We start from the raw sequence: 15688 nt of genomic DNA, 5'->3' as shown, positions 1-15688 counted from the left end.
TACCTAGGAACGATTGATATGACCTCTGCATTTACCACCAATGGTGCCGTCAGTTGGCACGAACTCAGCTCCAATGACCCCCATGCATCCATTGCGTTTTACACCAAGGTGTTTAACTGGTCTTTTAAAACACTGAGTCTGCCCCACGGTCCGTACTATGTCATTGAGAGCGATGGCCAAGGAATTGGTGGGATTTGCGATAATATTCAGCCCAATACCCCAAGTCACTGGACGGGCTATGTCACGGTTAACTGCGTAGATGATGTTGCAATTAAAGCTAAAGAACTTGGCGGCGAATTGCTATACGGCCCCGAAGATATTCCTCAAATTGGTCGCTTCTGTTGGATTAAAGACCCTCAAGGCGCAATTATTGCAGCAATCACCTATAACAACCAAGCTGACTAGTCCTTCGGACTAAGCTCGCTCTCTAGCGCGCAAGTCTTTATATTCAAACGCGATAGCATGCACTCTATCAATAGGTACACCATTAAGAAAAGCGGCTTTACGACTTGCATTGACAAAGCTAGGTTCGCCACACAATACCACTCGGTGTTGACGATCAAACTGATGATTTTTAGCGGCTTCGTCAAAGGGATCGGCAACCACCACTTTACCCGGCAAATTACCCTGCGACGTTTTTGTAATGCAAGCAAGATAATGCAACTGACGATGGCGTAAACTTGCCTGCATTAGCTGACTATGCTGATATAATTCAGCAATATCATTTGTGCCATAGTACAAGAAAATATCACCTTGATGTCCCAGCTCTATCGCCTCCTGAGCGATATAATAAGCCGCCCCTAAACCTGTACCACAGGCGACAATGACCAAGGTATCAGCACTATATCCTTGTTGGTAGTAAGCAGCCCCTAATGGGCCTTGTAAAAGCAGTTGCTCACCGTTGCCAGCACGATGAAACAACCAATCACTAAACTGACCATTATATTTGCGCCGCACGTGAACGACAGCCTGACGCCCATGGCTGCCTGGTGCCAATGAATAACTGCGAGTCAAGCCATCAAAGCGGCGCAAATTAACATATTGCCCAGCCCGGCCGTTGATAGGCTTACTCAGATTTAGGGTTACTTCGACCACACTTTCCGACAAATACTTCTTGCTAAGTAGCGAGGCACTAATAAACAGATCTTGGGTCATCACCGATTTAAACTTTAATCCATCTGTTGGTTTACACAAACAAGAACAAACATACCCTTGCTCTTTCAGCGCTTGGTCCAGCCCCCGCTGTGCCCCCACTGGCAACTGACCACCAACATGTTGCACGAGGCAGGTTTTACATACGCCCTTTTTACAAGAGAAATTTAACTTGTGGCCGGCCTTAATCAAGCTGTCCAAAACGGATTCATCTTCTAGCGAATCAAACGCTTGGCCATCTAAAAAAAATTGTGTCATTTGTTTAAACCATGGTTACATTATGATGTTTTGAAAACAAAACTTGGCTGCTATAATTGCCATTGCATTCATTTTAATAACAAAGTTATCTTGTAGGTCATTGTGTATCATCCGATTAGACCTTATCGCAGCTTAGATTAAATAGATAAATAAAAGGTTTCCATGTCTACACCCAAATCTCGTCGCGCTAGAATTCAACTCATGTATCAGCGCACTCCTAAGTATCAGCGATATATCGGCTTTTTGTTACTTTTTTACCTTCTATTTTTACTCTCAGTCAATCAACTCACCCCTTACTTGGTTCAAAAGTATGCCCCTGATACGCTGTCGGAGCGACTCGGCAGGCCTGTAAAGCTGGGGGACATTACAATTAACCCGTTTACCTTCGACACTCAGGTAAGTCAATTTGCTATCCATGAAACTTCAAGCGCTGATTTTGTTGGCTTTAGTGCATTGAGTTTCGATTTACGTTTTTGGCATTCACTTAGCCAAATGGCATTAAGTATTAACAACGTCAAGTTACAAGGCCCCTACGTCAATATTGAAAGCTTTAATGAACAAACCGACGGTTTAAGATTCAATTTTTCCGATATTATCGACAAACTAACTGTCCCAACATCAGAGGAGCAAACCCAAGTCGAACAAGATGCTCAGCCTAAAAATGACAGTCCCTTACCCCATGTTTTAGTTAATAATATTAGTATCGAGCAAGGACGCCTTAGTTATCATAACCTCACCTTAGGAACCGGACTCAATTACCCCGACCTTAATATCGATATCAAATCCTTCGATACGCGCGCGACGCTAAGTAGCCAGCAAACGGGCAATCACTTTGATATCGCACTCACAGGCGCAAAAGGTGGCAGCGTTGCGACTCAAGGGCGAGTGCAGCTTAAACCTTTGTCTGTAAAGGGTCACTTAGCCATCACAAAAGTAGACTTAACACAATTCTGGTCATTTATTGATAAGCAGGTAGACGCACAGCTGCAAACTGGCAGCATAACCTTTGAAACCGATTTTAACCTGTTCGAGCAACAAGACCCGCTTCAGCCTATTGGCTTTAATCTCAATAATGCCAGTCTTGCGGTGGATGATTTACATTGGGTTAATGGCGTTCGAGACCTTGTTTCACTTAGCAGTATTGCGGTACAGCCAATCAACATTGATGCCAATCAGCGCAGTATTGATATCGGTAAAATCAGCAGTCACGGCCTACAAGTTCACGCCACGTTATCTCAGCAAGGACTTAATTTACAAAAAGATTTCAATTTCAAAAATACCCAATCACCTGCTGTGAGCAAGCAGGCTGCTGCAAATACAGCTCCAGACACAGAGGCTGAAAAAGTTCATTCTCAGGCTGAAAACTCGGCTTTATTTGATATACCTGAGCTACCTTGGTCAATCGCAGTAAACCAACTGCAAATCAGTGATTATGCCGCTAGCTTAACCGATAACAAAATCGCAAATGATAGCTTATGGGAAATCACTGATTTCAAACTGTCGACAGGCAGTTTTACCGACAAGTTAACTGATCCGATAGATTACCAACTGAGTTTTAACATTAACCAGCAGGGACAATTTAATAGCGCAGGCGCGCTAGATGTCCGTACCCCTCAATTACAAGCAGACTGGTCTATAAAAGATTTCAACTTGGCCGCATTACAACCTTACTTGAGTCCTTACCTTAATATCGACCTTAAACAAGGTGACTTATCGGTAAACAGTCAGCTTGTGAGTAATTTGAGCCAACAAGCACAAGTTAATTTGGACGCCAGCATTGATAACTTACAGGTGCAAGACAAGCTACAAGATTTACCTCTACTAGAATGGCAAAAAGTACAGCTTAACCAAGCCGCCTTTAACCTGCAGCAAAAAAGCTTAAACATTGCTTCTATTGACTTAATGCAACCATTTGCCCGCATCGTTATTGCAGAAGATAAGCAAACAAATTTTGCCGATCTTATTGTCAATCGCCACAGCGAAGGCGGACCATCAAACATCAGCGATGAAAAACCGGCCCAAGATAGCGCCAATAAGACCTCGACAACTGCGCCCCAAGGCACCACGGAAGACCCGCAGCCTCTTACAATCGCAATAGCTCAAATTAATGTCAGCGATGGGGCGACATTTTTTGCCGATAACTCTCTCAGCCCTAAATTTGCGGCCAGTATTGAGCAAGTGAACGGTCAAATATCTGAGATCAACTCCAATGCAGACAGCATTGCCCGCGTCGATATTAACGGCAAAATAGATAAATACGCCCCAGTAAAATTAAAAGGTAAACTTAATCCACTACTGAGCAATCCCTATTTAGACCTTAACTTGAGTTTTAAACATGTTGAGCTCACGTCGGTCAACCCCTATTCAGGGACTTATGCGGGCTACTATATAGATAAAGGCCAACTGTCATTAGATCTCAACTATCAATTGCAAGACAACCAGCTTGTTGGTAGTAATCACATGATTGTTGATCAGCTTAAACTCGGTGAGCCAACAGACAGCAGCCTTGCCACGACATTGCCGGTGACCTTAGCCATTGCTTTGTTGCAGGACCGCCACGGTATTATTGACCTTGGCGTGGATGTCAGTGGTGATGTCAACGATCCTGAGTTTGGCATCGGCAGCGTCATTCTGACCGCCTTTACAAATATTATTACTAAAGCGGTCACGGCGCCTTTTGCCTTGCTAGGTGACTTGTTTGGTGAAGATGAACAGCTAGATAAAGTGAGTTTTGCTGCAGGCAACAGTGAAATAGATGACTATGAGCAATCTAAGCTTGCAACATTAGCTAAGGCGTTAACCGACCGGCCTAAACTGATGGTTAATGTTGAAGGTGCAGTGAATGCACTTGACGATAGCGCTGCGTTGAAACAAGCAACACTCAACCAACAATTATTGACTATGGCCGGGCAAGCTAACAGTGACAGCAATCAAGAGCCGTTGTTAGCGAGTAATATCCCCACCAGTGGTGAACTATCTAATGCATTGCAACGCTTGTATACCCAGCAAACACAGCAAGCCCCTGAGTTGCTACTTGAACAGGTAAAACAAGACAATCAACAAACAGAGATAAGCGAGGAGCAGGTATTACGTCAGTGGCATATTGCCATGTATAACCTCACCCTCAACACACTTGATATCTCCCCTGCACAACTAGGGCAACTGGCCGCGCAGCGTGCTAAAGCTGTCAAAGCTTACCTCGTTGACCAGCGAAGCATTGCGGCATCAAGAATATTTTTGCTGGACAGCCAAGTTGATACCATTAGCAGTGAGGCCATCGCGCAATTAACCTTAGATGCCCAATAACGTCTTGTTGTGAATTTAATAAAATAGCTGATGCTATTGAGCGTGTTTTGCTACAGCAAACAAATAACTCATACCAGTCTTTAACAATGATGCCGCTTAAGCTAAAATCGGCGGCATCTAATATATCAAGAGGTTGTTCATGTTCATTGTTCGTTGGATTTTAGGTCGTATTATTTTAGTGTTGAATTTCGTATTTGCCCCAAAAAAGCGCCAGCGTCCGGTTGCAGAGCAAAACAAGATTGATGAACAAACTCAATCGTTATCCTTATACCAATATGCAGCCTGCCCTTTTTGCGTAAAAGTGCGCCGTGCGATGCGTCGTCAAAATTTAAATATTGCCTTGGTGGATGCCAAGCAAGATGAACATCAGCGTACCCTGACAGAGTTGGGTGGTAAAACTAAAGTGCCTTGCTTGCGAATAGAGGAGCAAGGTGAAGTGCGCTGGATGTACGAATCATCAGATATTATTAACTATCTTAACCAACGATTCGCCTAATTCAGCTTGATACGTAATCAGGCCGCGGTGGTATTACCCATCGCGGCCTGTTTTGTTTATGGTGCTGGCAAAGGGTCTTGTGTGGCAGCAACCATACCTTTAAGCACAATGTCATGATACGTCACTATGCCCAATATATTACCCGACTCAATCACCGGTGCTTTGTTAATGCCGAAACGTTCAAATAACCTGGCTGTGTAACGAATATCCATATCAGGGTCGACCGCAAACACCGGTTTAATCATAATCTCATAAACGTTCATGCGCTCAGGCGCGCGATCTTTTGCCAATACCTTGCGGGCAATATCACTCATCAACACCATGCCATAGGCATCATGTTCATGGCGCTTATTGACTAACAAAATACTGACATTTTTTTCAGTCGCCATGCGAATGGCCGCTGCCACAGTATGAAGCCCATCAACCATGACATAATCTTGAGTCATTACATCGTTATTAAAAATCGGCTTTTGCGGTCTCATATTTGATCCTCTATCTCTTTGCTGAGCAATTCAACTTGATGTGCAACGCCAACCGCATCTTCTACATCAATTTGTATGGCAATTCCTTGGCCAGGATTAGTATCAAACTGACCAATCCGGCAAATGGTTTCCAATATCTCACGGCTCATGTGCTCTTCAACTAACCAAAGTATCACATCACGCTGAATATCTAACCCTAACCCCATAAACGTTGTCTGTTTCACCACCCCTTCTCCGCGGGCATGATTTATCACCGTTGCCCCCGTTGCTCCGGCTTTTCTCGCCGCATCCAGTACATCATCTGTACAGGTTTCATCGACAAACGCAACAATCAATTTAAAGCGCATGTTCTCGCTCCTTTGCAACTTTTCTTTTGTTTACCAATTCGACTAACTGGGCATAGGCCATCACGGTGATCATTGGAAATAAGCTAGCAAACGCGATTAAACCGAAACCATCGATAAGCGGGTTACGCCCTTCAACATTTGTTGCAAGCCCCAGTCCTAACGCTGCAACGAGTGGCACTGTCACAGTAGATGTGGTGACACCGCCGGAATCATAGGCCAATGGCACAATCATTTTTGGCGCATAAAACGTCTGAATGACCACCACCACATAGCCGGCTAGAATGTAATAATGGATAGGATCTCCCACCACGATCCGAAAACATCCCAATGAAATTCCCATCGCGACGCCTATAGCAACGGAAATTCGCAAACCTTGAATACCTATGGTGCCACCCGAAACTTCATTAGCCTTAATTGCCACTGCAATAAGTGAAGGCTCGGCAATGGTGGTGCTAAAGCCGATTGCAGCTGCAAAAATATACACCCATAAGTAGTCTTGCCAAGCAAATTGAGTTAACTGACTATCACCGTCCTGTAAGAAGCTGGTCGACGTCAGTTGCTCGGCCATACTTTCTCCAATAGGAAACAGTGCCATATCCAGACCGACGAGGAAAAAGCTCAAGCCAATAATCACATAAGCAAAACCAAGCACCACTTTGCGCCAATTAGCTATTGGCCTTTTTAGCACCCCTAACTGAAATCCAAATAAGATTATTGCAATCGGGATGACATCCCGAGCCGTCAACAAGAATGTCTCGGCTATGGTCGCCCACATTGTCATTTCAACACCACCATTCCGTATAGCAAAACAAATATCATTGGCGTAAGACTGGCAAAGGCGATAAGACCAAAGCCATCTAACATTGGATTACGCCCTTTTATCACTGTCGCTAACCCAACCCCTAACGCAGTCACCAACGGCACCGTGATGGTCGAAGTAGTTACCCCGCCTGAGTCATAAGCAATGCCAATAATGTCCGCAGGGGCAAAGCTAGTTAAGATCATCACCGTGACGTAGCCACCAATGATGAGATAATGAATAGGCCAACCTTTAAGGATTCTTACGACACCTAATAAAATCGCCAAGCCAACTGCAAGCGCAACGGTGAGGCGAAGTCCCATGGCGTACTCGTCCATCGCCTCTTCAGTGGGCGCTATCGCGCCCGCTAAGGATGCGACTTCAGCAGCTTCATTGGCCACAGCAGTCAACGCGGGCTCAGCAAGTGTGGTACCAAAACCTAAGGAAAATGAGAAAATAACCAACCAGAAAATGCTGCCCTTACGCGCAAGAGCTTGCGCTAATGACTCACCGATGGGAAACAAACCCATCTCTAGACCAAAAACAAAGAAGGTCAGACCCAGCACGATAAAGACTAAACCAATAAGAATGGAGGCTAAGTTATCTGGTGCTTGTTGCAGCACAAATATCTCAAAAAAGCCGACAACTAGAATGATAGGCACTAAGTCACGGAAACTACCTAACATTGATTTTAATAGCGTCACAATTGCTGCCATTTTTCCTCCCTGTACGATTGACGCTCCTACTACAGTTCACCACTTTGCGCCATAAGTTTAGTTTGCGCTCATCAACATAAAACTCAACAATAAATTAACAAAAGCTACGTAGTTTGTGATTTAAATCAAAAGTGTGGGAGATTCTTGCTCGCGAGACAGCCTGATAGGTGTCATGCATCACCCAAGTGACTGCTACTCATACAGTCGGAGCTACTCATACATAACTGTTTTTTTGATTTCAGTAGTGATTCGATAGCCGTACACCAAATATGCAAATATTGGCAACATTCTAGACTTGAGCCTGCAGTGATCCTCGTGCTTTAATATCCCTTCAAGAGGATAAAAATAACTATGAAACCAATACCGCTCTTAACCGCCTTATTATTGACCATGCTCGTTGGCTGCAGTGCTAAAAAAGCCACCGTGGAAGATTTTCAAGATCAAGTCGAAGATCAATTTCGAACCTCGATTAAGGGCGATGGCATTAAGTTGTTTGTCTATAAGGTGAGAAAGGTAAACAATAAAGAGCTCCCCCACGTCTACCGTGCTAAACAAGCTAAACGTAGCAGCCGTAACTCAGGTCCCGATCTCAGTGATTGGACTGAACAAATTGAGTTGGGTTTGCTTAAAACAATCGATATGACCGGCTTTTGCCGTGAGGGTTACTTCGAATTAAGCCGAATCATTGAATATGGCCGTGGTGAAATCCGTGGTGAGTGTATTGAAGGCGCGAGTGAAGCAGATAAACAAGCATTTGCATCTTAATACTACTTGATCTGCCCTTGCCTCAATGGTGCTTGCTGTATCGTTAGGCTAAGGGTGTAACCCCTTTCCCACCTTAAGGCGAGCGCCATTTCAATCGCGCTTGTTTGCTACACTTTAATCAAGCTGCAATCACAAACCTAGCCGAACGGCTCACTTTACGTTAGAATCCGCAGCCGCAATTAGGTAACATCACCGATTAGCGTTCAAATAGTCACAATGAGTTGGTATACGGCATGAACAGAAAGCAAAAAATGATCAAGAAAACGGCAAAGCGCGCTAAAGCTCGCAAAAACAAACACACGCCGCCAACAATTAAAAAGTACGTATCTAAAGCTGAAAGAGCAGAAAACCAAGCCAAGCTTGAAGCTGAGCAAAACGCACAAGAAAGCTCAGCAGAAACAACACAAGAGCAGCCAACGAGCAGCGAATCTGCTTAAATAGGTTTGCACACTATAGCGCCTGAAAATCGTGGCGCTATGCATCACTTGCGTTTGTTGTCATCACCAATCAGCATGTTCGTGACTTCATTGCTGGCTTCACAATCTCGCTCTTCACTTATCTGTGCCATCTGCGCACAACTCGACGATAACGGATTTGAGGTCGTGGTGAGCACCTCTTTCTCCAACTCATTGTTCGCATCATCTTGATGGTTGCCCGTTGTCAGGTAACTTGCTTCAACTCGGTCAACCAAGCGATAGGCGGTAACCACCCCCAATACCCCAAACAAGATTGAGCCAATAGCTTGGCCAATTAATACACCCTGGACGCCACCCAATTGCGCGCCAAAGTAAACGAATGGAATCGTGCCTATCGTGGCTTTACCCACATTAAATGCAGTGGAGTACTTGGCTTTACCCAAATTATTAAACGACGCATTAGCGACAAAAAGCGCCCCAGAGAATACAAAGAATACGGCAATATAGCTGCAGAAAAAGTCGATTAGGTCAGCACTGTCGCCACGCATATCAAACACGCTAATAATGACATTGCGCAACAAAAACAAGAGCAGCGAAACGCTCAATACATACACCACACAAAACTGAAGCGCTTTGGTCAAACTTTCTCGCACTCGAGAAAATATCATCGCCCCAAAGTTTTGCCCCACTATGGGGCCGATGGCACCTGAAAGAGCGAATATCATCCCAAATGCTACTGGGATAATGCGACCTAAAACCGCCCAGGCCGCAACATAACCGTCGCCAAAATCAGCGATGGCTCGGGTCACCACAGCATTGCCGATGGGGGTGGCAATATTGGTGAGCATCGCCGGCCCCGCAATAGCAAAAATAGGCTTTAGATCTGCGACAAAGTGATTGAAATTAAACTCGCCAAACAATTTATGTTTAACGATAACCCCACGGGCCGAAATGATTAACACCATGAAACGAGCTAATACTGACGCCAACGCAGCCCCTTCAATTCCCATTGACAGTAAGAAGATGAAAATAGGGTCAAAGACTAAATTAACCCCACCGCCTGCCAACGTCGACATCATTGATAACTTAGCATCGCCCACGGCTCTCAGTGCTGCGCCAAGCGCCATCGCTAGACAAATCACCGGCATAGAAGGGATCAAAATATACAGATAGCTGGCTGCAAGGTCTGCAGTGTGACCGGTTGCCCCCACCCAGCTCAGCAAAGTCGGAATAGACAAGGTAACAATAATAGCAATGACGATAGTCAGCGCCAAAGTAGCAACGGCACTGTTTAATAATTGTCTTTTAGCGGTTTCAACTTGCTTGGCACCAATCGCTTTTGAAACTAGCGCCCCTAAGGCGATAGATAGCCCTATGCCGATTGAGGTAGTGAAAAACGAAATGGTGCCTGCATAACCCACCGCTGCCGCAAGTTCTTTTTCACCTAACAGGCTCAAAAAGAAGATATCAATTAAATCAACAATAAACAGCGCCGAAATACCTATCGCTGCTGTCGAACTCATTACAAGTATATGGCGTAAAATAGAGCCTTGAACAAACTTAGCCGCGGTCATGACTATCCTTGTGAAGTGGTTTAAGCATTAGCAGTAGTCTTTAATACGTTTCAAGATCAAATTCGGTGCAGTTATATCTCTGCTTCTAATTCGCTTCCGCATTGGTCACAAAAACGGGCCTGAGACTCATGTCCGGTTTTTAAACAGTTGCTACAGCGACGTAAATCTTTACTCCTACCCATTTCTTGGGATATCTCCGCGGTCAATATGCCGGTCGGAATGGCAATAATCGAATAACCTAACAACATGGTAAAAGCGGCTATCGCTTGCCCCAAATTGGTCACTGGCGTGATGTCGCCATAGCCAACGGTGGTGATGGTCACTATCGTCCAATAAATAGACTTAGGTATCGAGCTGAAACCATTATCTGGTCCCTCAACCACATACATGATTGCGCCCACCACCATGACAATTAAGCTGACAGAGAAAAAGAAGATAAACACCTTACGACTAGAATGTATCATAGCGCGCAGCAACAGGTTGCCTTCGCTAAGATATCGTAACAATTTAAACACTCTAAAGATGCGGAACAATCGCAATATACGAATGACCAGCGCAAAGTTACTGCCTGGGAATAGCAAGGCGAGGTAGCTCGGCAATATCGATAGTAAATCAACAATCCCGTAGAAGCTGCGAGCATATTTTATCGGATGCGCAGAGCAATAGAGTCGTAAAATATACTCAACGGTGAAAACTGCTGTAAACACCCATTCAAGTGCGCGAATTTGCTCACCAAATCGGGCATGAATACTGGCAACAGTATCGAGTAAGACTAGGGCTACGCTACAAATAATGCAGATGATCAAGGCAATATCAAAGTAGCGCCCCGATTTACTGTCTGTGCCAAATATCACCCGACGTAACTTCAGCTTCAAGGCCGATTCTTCAGAAGATTCACTCGCAGCCATAACTCTCAATACCTTGCTAATAAGTCCAAACCAGACAAACAGTTATAGTGCCAGTTAATCAGCAAAAGTCCAACCGCAACAGTCAACTATTATCTTCCAACTCGGGCGGAACTTAACCGCAACCTAAGACTTATCGGCTTTGAATTAGCTATCATTGGTAAGCACACTTTAATGCTTAAACAAGCGCCACCACAATGACGTAGGTCATTCGCTTTCAGTAAACGAATGATTTGAAAAGTACACTCATATTTAATGCAGATACCAGCTCACTCGCAACGCTTATCCTCAGATAAGAAAAACAGCAGTAGAAACAGCAATAAAGGAATAAACTTGTCTTCCAATTCGAAAAGGCTGACTCAGTCGGGTATGATATCGGTTCCAGTCACGTTAGAGGGTAGTTGTTAGCACATGCGCTTTGTAAGTTTAATCAGTGCCATCGTTGTTTTTTTCAGTGCCAACCTTCTGGCCGCAACCAGCTCTCAACACTCGTCGCAAGGCAGTACCACTGCTACCATTGGCAAAGTCGATTTAGTGGTGGTCAACAAATCAGCACGCAAAATGCGTTTACTGAAAAATGGTGAAGTGGTACGTGAATACCGTATCGCCATGGGTGACAGGCCCAAAGGTCATAAGTTAACCGAAGGCGATCAACGCACGCCTCAGGGGCGCTACCTGCTAGATTATAAAAAATCCGACAGCGCCTATTATCGCGCCATTCATATTTCTTACCCCAATGCAGAAGATCGTCTGCGGGCCGCAGCCCTTGGCTTAGAACCTGGCGGGCAAATCATGATCCACGGTCAAAATCCAAATTCTTCCCTATCGCCTAGCGAAGCACAGAAACTCAATTGGACCGATGGTTGTATTGCAATAAAGAATCATGAAATGGATGAGCTCTGGCAAGCTATCGAAATTAACACGCCTATTGAAATATGGCCTTAAACCTAGCAACGAGTACCCAATGCAACCAGCAACAATAACTGTCGAAAGCCTGCAACAGGGCTGGACAACGTTTGAACGCAAAATCTTAACTTTACTATCGGAATTGCACTTAGACCCGCTAAATTTACATTGCGATCATGTCGCTTTACGGGTCAATAGCACGCAAGCTGCTGATGAGTTAGTAACTTGGTTTAGCCGTCATGGTGAAATCATATCCAACAATATCATCAATGGCAGGCCCATTTTGATTATCGCGTTAGATACGCCTTTGCAAATAGGTGGCATGACGATTGATTGCGTGGAGCTCCCCTACCCTGGAGACAAACACTATCCTCAAGAAGGTTGGGAGCACATCGAGTTGGTGCTACCTTGTGATGCCCAAGACTGTGAGCAGCTATCGGATCGATTAATCGCGCTGGTGCCAGCACTTGCACCAGTGCTTAACGGAGACCGCCGCTTTAATATTAAGATGAGCTCACCAAAAGGTGAAGCCGAGCGTTTAGCAAATCCAACCATTGCTATCAAAGCGGATGATGTTTGTATCAAAATACACCCACATACCATACGGGACATTATCGCCTCTGAGCAGCGGTAGCGCTGGTTAGTTTATCTGGCTATTACAATGGCTAAGGCTACGCGAGTCATCGCTGATAGGCAGCATGGTTATCCTGCTCAATGAGGTTAACCGCTGACTGGGTTTTAAAGCATAGGGTGGATTAACTTTGCTTCTCTATATAGAGAATAACTTCGCCCACTTTGAAGCCGAACTTACTCATATCGGTTTTGTTAAACAGACGTTTTTCATCCAAAAGATACATCCAGTCATCTAACGTTACCGTGTAAGTTTCACCCTCTACCACAATATCAAGCTGATATTGCCAATACAGTGCACTACCTGATGTTTGGCCGCTGGCGATCCCTACTACATCATTTGCAGTGCCTTGATACTGATTATCACCCAACTTCTCTAACTGCCAAATTCGGGTCGACTTTTCACCGTCATTAAAACGAAACCACTCTTTAATCTCGCCTTTATTCCCTTGCCAACTGGCAAAGAGATCAACCTCGAACCGACGGATCATTTTTCCGCTTCTATCCAATACAATGCCGTAGGCCACCAGCTTTCCATCGAAAAACTGTTCGAGTTTCAGATCGGGACGAGTGCCTTGGTAATCATCTAGCTCAACAGATGAGCAGGACGCTAGCAGCATGCTAAGGCATAAAACCACCAATATCCTCATTGCGCCGCTCCTAACAGTGCCTGACGTAATTCAGGCTCAGTGGTATTTTCAGACAACCAAATCGCTAAAAAAGCCGGACCAAAATCGCGACTATCAACGCGGCCTAATGCAGTGTCACCATGATAAAAGTCACTCATGCCTTGCTCATCCACAATAATGGTTAACACATCACCCTGTTGAATATCGGGCCATAGTGTATTTAACGGTTGTGACCATCGACTAATTTGCTCGTCACTGTAGGCTAGGTGCTGCCACTGATCTTGTGTCGCTTCAATCAGCACATCGCTATCAATATCTCTTAAATATTGGATCTGCAGCGCCAAAGGATAGTCACTTTCAGCACTGCCCTGCAAGGTTTGCCCGCTACTGTACAAGGATGCACGATAGACATCCCAAAACAGGTAACTCATCTGCCCTTCACCGACTTTTCTCATCGCATCTATCGGCGCTGCGACGGCCATTGAGCAACTTAGCCACAATGACACCGCAGCGATACATAATTTACCCATGCTATTTTCCCCCGACTAGGCTAGTGCCAGCTTCGCGGCGCATACCTGCCATCAAAGTGCGATAACAACCTGCGAGTACAGGTAACAAGATACTCCATACCAAGGCCAAGAAGGCTATCATTTGCGGCATTGGCCAGCCTTGCCCTAAGCCACCGGCTTGAATACCAACCCAATAAGTCAATGGACCGGCAACGGCGCCAACGAGTGCAACCACAGCCAAAGACTGATGCATCAACCACTTTAAGCTATGGTTGAAAGTTAAAATAAACATGTACCATAACAACGCCAACCATAGCGGTAATAATGATGAGTCACTAGTAAACACCTGTAGTGACAACATTAATTGGTCAACCGCGATGCCAATAGGCACCAATAGAATCAACAGTAGATCACCACGCCGACTCGGTGATAACACGAAGTGCAACGCCAAATTAATGAAGATGACTGCTGCGGCAACATCAGTATATTTAGCTGCCGCAAACCAGCTCAATTGAAATAACAGTAAGTTAATAATCCAAAACGCTTTCATCTGACTTCCCCACATATTGTGGTTTTCTGGCCACTAAATGATGAGTACTGATCACACGTTGCTTAAATGCCCCTTCGCAATAGGCAAAATAAAACAACCATAACCTCTTGAATTCGTCGCTGTAGCCTCGCTGAGCCAGTTCATCCCACTTGGCTTCGAAATTAACTCTCCAATCGTTTAACGTTCGAGCATAGTGCAAACCTATGTCTTGCAGGTTTTCGACCACTAAATCTGTTTGTGTCGCCATATGGTCAGTCATTATCGCGACAGACGGTAGGCAGCCACCTGGAAATATGTACTTTTGAATAAAGTCTGTACCTTTGCGATAGGACTCATACCTGCCATCAGCAATCGTTATCGCTTGGATCAACATTTTTCCATCGGGCTTCAATAGGCTGGAGCACTTGTGGAAAAAGCCTGCTAAATATTCATGGCCAACAGCCTCAATCATCTCAATCGACACTAGCTTGTCATACTCGCCAACAAGCAAGCGATAATCTTGCTTTAACAAGGTGATTTGACTTTGTAGTCCCAGTTGATTGACTCGCTGTTGCGCCAGCTCGAACTGCGCATCTGAAATGGTTGTGGTGGTGACATGACATCCATATTCTTGGGCCATAAAAATCGCGAGTCCACCCCAACCGGTACCAATTTCAATGACATGCTCACCTTGGGCTAGCTCAAGCTTTTCACAAATAGTGCGCATCTTATTTTGCTGAGCTTGTGCTAATGTTGAGTTCGCTTGGTCATATACGGCACATGAATAGAGCATGGTCTCGTCTAGAAAGCGCTCATAAAGGTCATTGCCAATGTCATAGTGAGCCAAGATGTTGCGCTTTGAGCCAGCTTCAGAGTTGCTATTTTTGATTCTGAGCAGTTGTTTCTTCAACTTACTCAACCAAGCCGTGCTTTGCTCAAGTTTATCTAACTGGTGCTGATTTCTGGCCATGACACCGATGAGATCCGTGAGATTTTTGCTGGCCCACTTACCATCAATATAGGCTTCAGCGGCGCCAATACTGCCATTGACCACCATATCTTTATAAAAACTACTGTCGAACACAGTAATTTGTGCCTTAAGATCAGAATGCTTGTCGCCAAAATGGAAATGCTGGCCTTGATCATTAAGCTCAATTGCACCATGACTAATATGATTCAGGACGGAAAAAACCAGTTTACGATAACGCTGCTCTAACCAATTGAGTGGCTTAGTCGTCATGACGGTATTTTGTATTTGTTCCATTAATA

At 44.8% G+C, this 15688-nt stretch carries 18 protein-coding genes; 7 read left to right on the top strand and 11 right to left on the bottom strand.

Annotation, left to right across the window (positions count from 1 at the left end; all coding sequences use genetic code 11):
- Positions 1-18 precede the first annotated feature (18 nt).
- Positions 19-405: a VOC family protein gene (locus FLM48_RS08655; protein WP_028773808.1), complete on the top strand. Its 387-nt coding sequence runs from the start codon at positions 19-21 to the stop codon at positions 403-405.
- 9 nt (positions 406-414) lie between these two features.
- On the opposite strand, the gene FLM48_RS08650 is transcribed toward FLM48_RS08655, so the two are convergent.
- Positions 415-1410 (bottom strand): 2Fe-2S iron-sulfur cluster-binding protein, encoded by a 996-nt coding sequence (locus FLM48_RS08650; protein WP_179024370.1) that lies wholly within the window; start codon positions 1408-1410, stop codon positions 415-417.
- A 162-nt stretch (positions 1411-1572) separates the two neighbouring features.
- Here FLM48_RS08650 and FLM48_RS08645 point away from each other — a divergent pair, with 162 nt between their 5' ends.
- Positions 1573-4716, top strand: coding sequence for a DUF748 domain-containing protein (locus FLM48_RS08645; protein ID WP_179024369.1), 3144 nt, complete (start codon positions 1573-1575; stop codon positions 4714-4716).
- A 139-nt stretch (positions 4717-4855) separates the two neighbouring features.
- Complete coding sequence (locus tag FLM48_RS08640; RefSeq protein WP_028773811.1) at positions 4856-5212, top strand: glutathione S-transferase N-terminal domain-containing protein; 357 nt, start codon at positions 4856-4858, stop codon at positions 5210-5212.
- 56 nt (positions 5213-5268) lie between these two features.
- Here the strand turns inward: FLM48_RS08640 and FLM48_RS08635 are convergent, their stop codons facing one another.
- From FLM48_RS08635 to FLM48_RS08620, 4 genes are read right to left on the bottom strand one after another with little or no spacing between them, the layout of a single operon-like run.
- The gene (locus FLM48_RS08635; protein WP_028773812.1) at positions 5269-5694 is read right to left on the bottom strand and encodes a CBS domain-containing protein; all 426 of its coding nucleotides are present in this window, start codon (positions 5692-5694) and stop codon (positions 5269-5271) included.
- On the bottom strand, positions 5691-6041 hold the full coding sequence (locus tag FLM48_RS08630; RefSeq protein WP_179024368.1) for a P-II family nitrogen regulator: 351 nt from the start codon (positions 6039-6041) through the stop codon (positions 5691-5693). Before FLM48_RS08630 ends, FLM48_RS08635 begins: the two co-directional genes overlap by 4 nt.
- Positions 6031-6822 (bottom strand): DUF1538 domain-containing protein, encoded by a 792-nt coding sequence (locus tag FLM48_RS08625; RefSeq protein WP_179024367.1) that lies wholly within the window; start codon positions 6820-6822, stop codon positions 6031-6033. The genes FLM48_RS08630 and FLM48_RS08625 overlap by 11 nt, the downstream gene beginning before the upstream one ends.
- Positions 6819-7556 carry a DUF1538 domain-containing protein gene (locus FLM48_RS08620; protein WP_179024366.1) on the bottom strand — a complete coding sequence of 246 codons (738 nt, stop codon included), beginning with the start codon at positions 7554-7556 and terminating at the stop codon, positions 6819-6821. The genes FLM48_RS08625 and FLM48_RS08620 overlap by 4 nt, the downstream gene beginning before the upstream one ends.
- Before the next feature lie 351 nt (positions 7557-7907).
- Here FLM48_RS08620 and FLM48_RS08615 point away from each other — a divergent pair, with 351 nt between their 5' ends.
- Together FLM48_RS08615 and FLM48_RS08610 are read left to right on the top strand one after the other, a co-directional pair.
- Positions 7908-8321, top strand: a complete 414-nt coding sequence (locus FLM48_RS08615; RefSeq protein WP_037471200.1) for a hypothetical protein — start codon at positions 7908-7910, stop codon at positions 8319-8321.
- Positions 8322-8554: 233 nt separating this feature from the next.
- Positions 8555-8758, top strand: a complete 204-nt coding sequence (locus FLM48_RS08610; protein WP_028773817.1) for a DUF2986 domain-containing protein — start codon at positions 8555-8557, stop codon at positions 8756-8758.
- 44 nt (positions 8759-8802) lie between these two features.
- Here FLM48_RS08610 and FLM48_RS08605 read toward each other — a convergent pair whose 3' ends face one another.
- Both FLM48_RS08605 and FLM48_RS08600 read right to left on the bottom strand, forming a co-directional pair.
- On the bottom strand, positions 8803-10311 hold the full coding sequence (locus tag FLM48_RS08605; RefSeq protein ID WP_179024365.1) for an MATE family efflux transporter: 1509 nt from the start codon (positions 10309-10311) through the stop codon (positions 8803-8805).
- 71 nt (positions 10312-10382) lie between these two features.
- Positions 10383-11219, bottom strand: a complete 837-nt coding sequence (locus FLM48_RS08600; RefSeq protein ID WP_179024364.1) for an ion transporter — start codon at positions 11217-11219, stop codon at positions 10383-10385.
- 408 nt (positions 11220-11627) lie between these two features.
- Between FLM48_RS08600 and FLM48_RS08595 the strand changes: the two genes are divergently transcribed.
- Positions 11628-12161, top strand: coding sequence for a murein L,D-transpeptidase family protein (locus FLM48_RS08595; protein WP_179024363.1), 534 nt, complete (start codon positions 11628-11630; stop codon positions 12159-12161).
- A 19-nt stretch (positions 12162-12180) separates the two neighbouring features.
- Positions 12181-12756: a VOC family protein gene (locus FLM48_RS08590; protein WP_179024362.1), complete on the top strand. Its 576-nt coding sequence runs from the start codon at positions 12181-12183 to the stop codon at positions 12754-12756.
- A 121-nt stretch (positions 12757-12877) separates the two neighbouring features.
- Here the strand turns inward: FLM48_RS08590 and FLM48_RS08585 are convergent, their stop codons facing one another.
- From FLM48_RS08585 to FLM48_RS08570, 4 genes are read right to left on the bottom strand one after another with little or no spacing between them, the layout of a single operon-like run.
- Positions 12878-13402, bottom strand: coding sequence for a DUF3833 domain-containing protein (locus tag FLM48_RS08585; RefSeq protein WP_179024361.1), 525 nt, complete (start codon positions 13400-13402; stop codon positions 12878-12880).
- The gene (locus tag FLM48_RS08580; RefSeq protein ID WP_179024360.1) at positions 13399-13911 is read right to left on the bottom strand and encodes a chalcone isomerase family protein; all 513 of its coding nucleotides are present in this window, start codon (positions 13909-13911) and stop codon (positions 13399-13401) included. Before FLM48_RS08580 ends, FLM48_RS08585 begins: the two co-directional genes overlap by 4 nt.
- A 1-nt stretch (position 13912) precedes the next feature.
- A complete protein-coding gene (locus FLM48_RS08575) occupies positions 13913-14440 on the bottom strand; it encodes a DUF2878 domain-containing protein (protein WP_179024359.1) in 528 nt (175 codons plus the stop codon).
- Positions 14418-15683 (bottom strand): cyclopropane-fatty-acyl-phospholipid synthase family protein, encoded by a 1266-nt coding sequence (locus tag FLM48_RS08570; protein WP_028773824.1) that lies wholly within the window; start codon positions 15681-15683, stop codon positions 14418-14420. Before FLM48_RS08570 ends, FLM48_RS08575 begins: the two co-directional genes overlap by 23 nt.
- Between the last annotated feature and the right edge of the window lie 5 nt (positions 15684-15688).

Source organism: Shewanella sp. Scap07 (assembly GCF_013394145.1).
Classification (GTDB): domain Bacteria; phylum Pseudomonadota; class Gammaproteobacteria; order Enterobacterales; family Shewanellaceae; genus Shewanella; species Shewanella waksmanii.
This window is presented reverse-complemented; position numbering and strand designations above follow the sequence as displayed.

Coding starts and splice junctions, on each gene's coding strand:
- FLM48_RS08615 (WP_037471200.1), top strand. CDS start 7,908: ATGAAACCAATACCGCTCTTAACCGCCTTATTATTGACCATGCTCGTT.
- FLM48_RS08645 (WP_179024369.1), top strand. CDS start 1,573: ATGTCTACACCCAAATCTCGTCGCGCTAGAATTCAACTCATGTATCAG.
- FLM48_RS08620 (WP_179024366.1), bottom strand. CDS start 7,556: ATGGCAGCAATTGTGACGCTATTAAAATCAATGTTAGGTAGTTTCCGT.
- FLM48_RS08575 (WP_179024359.1), bottom strand. CDS start 14,440: ATGAAAGCGTTTTGGATTATTAACTTACTGTTATTTCAATTGAGCTGG.
- FLM48_RS08600 (WP_179024364.1), bottom strand. CDS start 11,219: ATGGCTGCGAGTGAATCTTCTGAAGAATCGGCCTTGAAGCTGAAGTTA.
- FLM48_RS08635 (WP_028773812.1), bottom strand. CDS start 5,694: ATGAGACCGCAAAAGCCGATTTTTAATAACGATGTAATGACTCAAGAT.
- FLM48_RS08590 (WP_179024362.1), top strand. CDS start 12,181: ATGCAACCAGCAACAATAACTGTCGAAAGCCTGCAACAGGGCTGGACA.
- FLM48_RS08585 (WP_179024361.1), bottom strand. CDS start 13,402: ATGAGGATATTGGTGGTTTTATGCCTTAGCATGCTGCTAGCGTCCTGC.
- FLM48_RS08580 (WP_179024360.1), bottom strand. CDS start 13,911: ATGGGTAAATTATGTATCGCTGCGGTGTCATTGTGGCTAAGTTGCTCA.
- FLM48_RS08595 (WP_179024363.1), top strand. CDS start 11,628: ATGCGCTTTGTAAGTTTAATCAGTGCCATCGTTGTTTTTTTCAGTGCC.
- FLM48_RS08640 (WP_028773811.1), top strand. CDS start 4,856: ATGTTCATTGTTCGTTGGATTTTAGGTCGTATTATTTTAGTGTTGAAT.
- FLM48_RS08655 (WP_028773808.1), top strand. CDS start 19: ATGACCTCTGCATTTACCACCAATGGTGCCGTCAGTTGGCACGAACTC.
- FLM48_RS08630 (WP_179024368.1), bottom strand. CDS start 6,041: ATGCGCTTTAAATTGATTGTTGCGTTTGTCGATGAAACCTGTACAGAT.
- FLM48_RS08605 (WP_179024365.1), bottom strand. CDS start 10,311: ATGACCGCGGCTAAGTTTGTTCAAGGCTCTATTTTACGCCATATACTT.
- FLM48_RS08625 (WP_179024367.1), bottom strand. CDS start 6,822: ATGACAATGTGGGCGACCATAGCCGAGACATTCTTGTTGACGGCTCGG.
- FLM48_RS08650 (WP_179024370.1), bottom strand. CDS start 1,410: ATGACACAATTTTTTTTAGATGGCCAAGCGTTTGATTCGCTAGAAGAT.
- FLM48_RS08610 (WP_028773817.1), top strand. CDS start 8,555: ATGAACAGAAAGCAAAAAATGATCAAGAAAACGGCAAAGCGCGCTAAA.
- FLM48_RS08570 (WP_028773824.1), bottom strand. CDS start 15,683: ATGGAACAAATACAAAATACCGTCATGACGACTAAGCCACTCAATTGG.